Genomic DNA, 5,408 nt, shown 5'->3' with positions numbered 1-5,408 from the left:
CAAACCGCCCCTAGCAACTTGTAGAAGGCCTTTTCGTTCTTCGTCACGTTGAGCGTGTTGTACAGCGCAATATCAGCACCGAGGTGACCCACCGCCCCAATCTTGCTTTCGTCCGGTTGGCCTTTGTCATCCAAAAGCTGAGTCCAACAAAACGAGCTGAGGCCACAGGATTGAGCGATTCGGCCTGTCAAAGTGTTCGCATGTTGATCTAACGTGCCCCTGTTCACAATGATCGCTTCCGGCGGCATCGTGAACAGTTGAGGCTGGCTCGAACGATGCTGATAAAAAATCTTGGTGCTTGAGCCGCCAAAGTCAACCGCAATGATGAAGTGGGGTTTAGCAGTGCGAGGCATAGCTGTTAACCGTATCGTCTCTTTGACGCTATCTAGCCCATATCCAAACTGCCCTCTATCGAATAGGAGAGGTTGGCCTATGCCATCAGTAGAAGCTTGAACGCATCGGCTATCGCCCTAGGATGCGGTTGTTTTTCCGTTCTCCCATGGCCAATGCCGATTTCTATAGCTACGACGAAACCGCTGCCCACGACGCCAAGCCAAGCACCCCACCCAAGCTCAACCTAGACTGGCACTACATCACCACGACCCGTCACCTCGAAACGGAAGTGGCCCGACGCTTAACCTGCAAAGCCTTGGGTATCGATACCGAAACCACGGGCCTGGATCCCCATTCAGACCGGACTCGTCTAGTGCAGATCGCCGCTGCCGCTAGGCCCACCCTCGTCATCGACCTTTGGGCCATTGATGATGTCAGTGCCCTCAAAACCCTGCTTGCAGGCCCAGCCCTGAAGGTGGGCCATACCCTCAAGTTTGATTGGCAAATGCTGGCCACCAGCAGCATCCCCTTACACGGCCCCTTCTTTGATGCTTACCTAGCCCACAAGGTGCTCCATGCGGGCCTGAAGGTGAAGTCGGGCCTCAGCGCCATCGTCAAAGACCTGCTGGGTGTTGACCTCGATAAGGCTGAACAAGTCAGCGACTTTTCAAGGCCCGAACTGAGCCACCAGCAACTTCAGTACGCTGCCTGGGATGCCGCCTATAGCCTTGCCCTGCGTAGACCCCTAGCCCAACGACTCAAGCAGGCGTCCCGGCATTATCACGCTCGATTCCTGCATATCGCCAACCTAGAGTCGGCCTGCGTTCCGGCTACCGCTTGGATGGAATTGAACGGCATGGCCCTTGACCCAGACCGCTTTGAGCAGGCCGTGACGGCGTTTAGGCACCAGAAGCAAATGGCCCTGGCCCAATTCCATCAAGCCCTGGGCCTGGAGACTAAGACCCAAATCAGCCTGTTGCCCACCGAACCGCAGACCTTTGGCATCAACCTAGCCTCAAGTCAGCAGGTGCGAAAAGCCTTAGCGGAACAAGGGCTGACCCTAAAGGCCACCGACCAGCGCACCATCATTCGGGTTGTGGATCGTCATCCGGCCCTGCCCCACCTGCTTGAATGGCGACACCAGGCTAAAGTCCTCGATACCCTAAACAGTTTGCCCAGGCATCACCATCCGCTCACGCAACGGCTGCACCCCCAGGTCAGGCAGGTCTCGGCCAGGAGCGGACGCTTTAGCTGTCGTAACCCAGCCCTCCAGACCGTGCCCCACGACAATGCCATCCGTCGCTGCTTTGTCGTGCGGCCCGGACATCGGCTGATTAGGGCTGACTATTCTCAAATCGAGTTGAGGATTGCCGCCAAGATTACCCAAGACCCCCTGCTGGTCAAGGCCTACCGCACGGGCCAAGACGTTCACCGCATGACTGCGGCCCTGTTGCTGGACATGGCCCAAGCCCAAGTGACTCGCGAACAACGACGCCTCGGCAAGGCCATCAACTTTGGCCTCATCTATGGCATGAGCGCCGCCCGCCTTCAGCTTGAAGCCCAACTGCAATATGGCCTAATTCTTAGCCATAAGGATGCCCTAGCCCTTCACCAGCGCTACTTTCAACTCTTTACAGGGGTCGCCCAGTGGCACCGAAAGGGTAAACGGCGGCTCTATCGTAATGACGGCATCCGTCATGCCACAACCTTGCTGGGTCGGGTGCGGCAGTGGGCCGATAAGCCGGACTTCGCAGAGTGGATCAATGCCCCGGTGCAAGGCACCTGTGCCGACATGATCAAGCGGGCCTTGGTCGCTTTATTGCCCCATCTCAATGCCGATGTTCACCTGCTGATTGTCGTCCATGACGAGATTGTGCTGGAGGTCAGGCAAGACCTAGCTCCTGAAATTGCTCAGACCTTGGCCGAGGTCATGATAGCTGCCGCCCAACCCCTGATTGCACCCATCCCCATCGAGGTGGACACCCAGATTGGACACAGTTGGGCCGGGGATTGAAGGGAGATTAAGGGCTATCGCCCCAAAAAAGGAGATGGGGTTAAGACGGTGCAACAGGCCAATATGTAACGCTCTCGACGATTTCCAGACTGGCCCCATCTCCCACTTAGGTCAGAGGTCATCGCGTAACTGGCCACCTAAGCTGAACAACAATTACCCCAGGAGGCTCTATGACCACCGCACAAAAACAACGCCCCACTCGCCCCGCTGAAACTCACCTCACCCAAGCCGTGACGCCGGACATCCAAGCCCCCACTGAGGCAACCGCTGCGGATTCGCCCAACCCGTCCGCAGACTGGAACCAAACCTTTGAACGGCTGACAGAACTCCCTAACCAAGTCAGCAACTTGGCAGGTCAATACCGCTCGCAGCTCAAACTTATGGCGGCCCTAGTCGCAGCCCTAGTCGTGATGCGGCTGGCCCTCGCCGTCCTGGACGCCATCAACGGTATTCCCTTGATGCAGCCCTTGCTGGAACTGGTTGGGCTGGGCTACCTCGGTTGGTTTGCCATCCAACACCTGCTCACCGCCAATAGCCGTCAAGAGCTGAGCCAGACCCTCAATGGCTGGAAGACTCAGTTCTTGGGGCGTTAGCGCGTCATTCACCCTTCAACACATCAGATCAGGAGCTGCTTCGGTAGCTCCTTTTTTTCAACAGGCCACCACCATGACCCCATCCCACCCAACCAGATCCCTGGTGACGAGGAGAGGAACCATCCCATTCCCGGCCTACTTACCCGTCACAACCTTTGGTAAGAAATATCCCCTCGATGACCTGATTCGCCCCTACCTGCCCAGACTGGCCCCTGCGGTCATGGTGAGTCACTACTACGCCCAGCAAATGAAGCTAGAGCAGCGACCTAGCATCCCCCTGTGGATCGACTCTGGAGGGTTCGCCGCCCTGTTTGAAGGAACCCAAATTCTTGACCGTAGGGGTGTCGGTGTCCTGGAAGTTCCCAACGGAGACCAGGTTGACCTGCTCCATCCAAAAGACGTTCTGACCTTCCAGGAAGACCACGCCGATGTCGCACTCACCCTCGACTTTCCCATTCCCCCTGGCCTCGACGACTCAGAGAACCACCGACGACAACAGCTTACGATCACCAACGCCCTTTGGGCATTGGACAACCGCCGCCGCCCAGACCTGAGACTCTACGCCTGTGTTCAAGCCTGGGATGTCGCCTCGGCCCAAGCCTGTGCCCAAGCCTATCAAGGCAAAGGCTTTGATGGGGTCGCCATCGGTGGGTTAGTCCCTAGAACCAAGCATCCTGACCAGGTGCTCGCCATCGTTCGGGCCGTGCGAGACATCATTGGCGATCTCCCCTTGCACGTTTTGGGATTAGGCAATCCGAAATGGCTGCCGTCGCTCTACGAAGCCGGAGCCGACTCCGTAGACAGCAGTTCCTACGTTCAGTACGCCGCTAACGGCAAGCTCTGGGGCAATCCAAACTTCATTCTTGAGGATCCATCGCCCACGGATCGGCTGCACTTGGCGCTGTGCAACCTGGCCCTGGCGACGGGGAAAACGCTGCCCCTTTCCACCGCCATGCCCATCTTTACCACGCTGCAACTGAGCCAGAAAACGCCTCTCAATTCAGACTAATCACCAAACAACGTCTGGCGGGGCCGAGCAAACCGAGACTGGTCAGGGCTGCTGACGGGCTTGGCGTAGGTCGCCTTGTTCCGGATTTCTAGCATCGCTCCTTCCTCTCGCACCAGGGCCGGAGTAAACGCCTCCCGCTGAGCTAGGAGTTGCTCAAACCTTAGCGCCAGGGGCTGCTCACTTCGCCCATCTAGATAGTGTTGGTAAAAGCAGTCCTCAGCCACTCGCCTGACCGCATGGCCAATCTCATCCGGGATACAGAGGCGATAGGCCGTCAGCAGTTCTCGCCACTGCTCATCGGTAAAGGGGGACGGGTCAGAGGCTCCATGACGGAACGCGGGAAAGTACTTCGCCAGGTGCAGGTAGAAGATATCGTAGCGGGCACCGTCGTGGGGCAAATCAAAGAAAAAGACTTCCGGCAATCGACGCTGTAGCTCAACGGGCAATAGCCCCAGGCGGTTCACGGTGGCCAGGGTCAGCACCGGAGCCGTGTGTTCCTGCATCCAGGTCAATAGCTTCTGAGCCGACTGCTTGGAGGTAATGTCGGTGTCCCAGCCCGCAAAGCCTTTGTCAAAGTCATCGAAGTACAGCACACAGGGGGCCATGGCCTCGGCAGTATCGAGCAGGAACCGAAGGTTGCCCAGACTCTCCGTCGGCGTCGCCCCCCGCAGCCCGTTCCAATCGGCACTCAACAACGGCACCCCCAGTTTCTTGGCGGCCAGCTTTGCACTCAAGGATTTGCCCGTTCCCGGTAGACCCCACAACAACATTCCGTTGGGGAATTTGAGGTTATGCTGGGCCGCTGCGGGGTCAAGCAACGCCGTAATTCGCTCTAACCGGGCATTGAGCAAGTCCAACCCTGCCGCTTCGGGAACGTCGGGTTCACCAATAAACTCCAGCCCTCGACCCCGCAGTTTCGCCACCTTGTAGGTCAAGAGGCGTTGGGCCAGGTCGGTACCCGATGAACTCAACGCCGCTTCACGGGGCACAATGCCATAGAGTTCACCCAGGCTGAGCCCCTGAGCGGCCCGCACGATGGCGTCTAGGTCATCAAAAAAAGCAGGGTCAACGTCCTCCCGATGGGCCAGATCACCTATCGCCTCCCTGACCTGGCCCGACGTCGGGTAGCCAAATTCAAACTGATCCACCATCCCGTGCAGGCCCAGGGGCACCGTGGTTTGTTCTCCCACGAACAGCAAGTAGCAGGCTTGGCCCGATAGCCGCAGTTGCTCAAACACGTTCTGAACCTGGTAGCGATGCTCGGCTATGTCCAGACCTTCGATCACAAAAATGCCTTGGACTGCGGATGGATTAGAGACCAACCAAGCTAGAAACTGAGCCGAGTCGATAGGAGACTCACCCAACGGGGCAGGAGCCGTCTTACATCCAAACGGCATCGCATCAGTAACCTGCTGAATCTGGGCATAGCCTGGGTTCACCAAATAGACCGGAATCTCGC

At 57.7% G+C, this 5,408-nt stretch carries 5 protein-coding genes; 3 read left to right on the top strand and 2 right to left on the bottom strand.

The window, feature by feature from the left end:
• Positions 1 to 353: hypothetical protein (locus H6G62_RS25865; RefSeq protein WP_199325253.1), on the bottom strand; the 353-nt coding region annotated here is incomplete at its 3' end.
• A 122-nt stretch (positions 354 to 475) separates the two neighbouring features.
• Here H6G62_RS25865 and H6G62_RS25860 point away from each other — a divergent pair.
• The 3 genes from H6G62_RS25860 (at position 476) to H6G62_RS25850 (ending at position 3,949) form a co-directional block, all read left to right on the top strand.
• Positions 476 to 2,347: a DNA polymerase gene (locus H6G62_RS25860; RefSeq protein ID WP_190500555.1), complete on the top strand. Its 1,872-nt coding sequence runs from the start codon at positions 476 to 478 to the stop codon at positions 2,345 to 2,347.
• 170 nt (positions 2,348 to 2,517) lie between these two features.
• Entirely contained in the window at positions 2,518 to 2,940 is a 423-nt protein-coding gene (locus H6G62_RS25855) for a CAAD domain-containing protein (RefSeq protein WP_190500553.1), read from the top strand.
• 73 nt (positions 2,941 to 3,013) lie between these two features.
• On the top strand, positions 3,014 to 3,949 hold the full coding sequence (locus H6G62_RS25850) for a tRNA-guanine transglycosylase (protein ID WP_190500551.1): 936 nt from the start codon (positions 3,014 to 3,016) through the stop codon (positions 3,947 to 3,949).
• Here the strand turns inward: H6G62_RS25850 and H6G62_RS25845 are convergent.
• The coding region (locus H6G62_RS25845) for an AAA family ATPase (protein ID WP_190500550.1) at positions 3,946 to 5,408 on the bottom strand (1,463 nt) is incomplete at its 5' end. The genes H6G62_RS25850 and H6G62_RS25845 overlap by 4 nt on opposite strands.

Source organism: Phormidium sp. FACHB-1136 (genome assembly GCF_014697375.1).
Classification (GTDB): domain Bacteria; phylum Cyanobacteriota; class Cyanobacteriia; order Phormidesmidales; family Phormidesmidaceae; genus Nodosilinea.
This window is presented reverse-complemented; position numbering and strand designations above follow the sequence as displayed.

What these genes read in the sequence shown, in the direction of transcription:
- H6G62_RS25860 (WP_190500555.1), top strand. Translation starts at nt 476, where the DNA reads ATGCGGTTGTTTTTCCGTTCTCCCATGGCCAATGCCGATTTCTATAGC.
- H6G62_RS25855 (WP_190500553.1), top strand. Translation starts at nt 2,518, where the DNA reads ATGACCACCGCACAAAAACAACGCCCCACTCGCCCCGCTGAAACTCAC.
- H6G62_RS25850 (WP_190500551.1), top strand. Translation starts at nt 3,014, where the DNA reads ATGACCCCATCCCACCCAACCAGATCCCTGGTGACGAGGAGAGGAACC.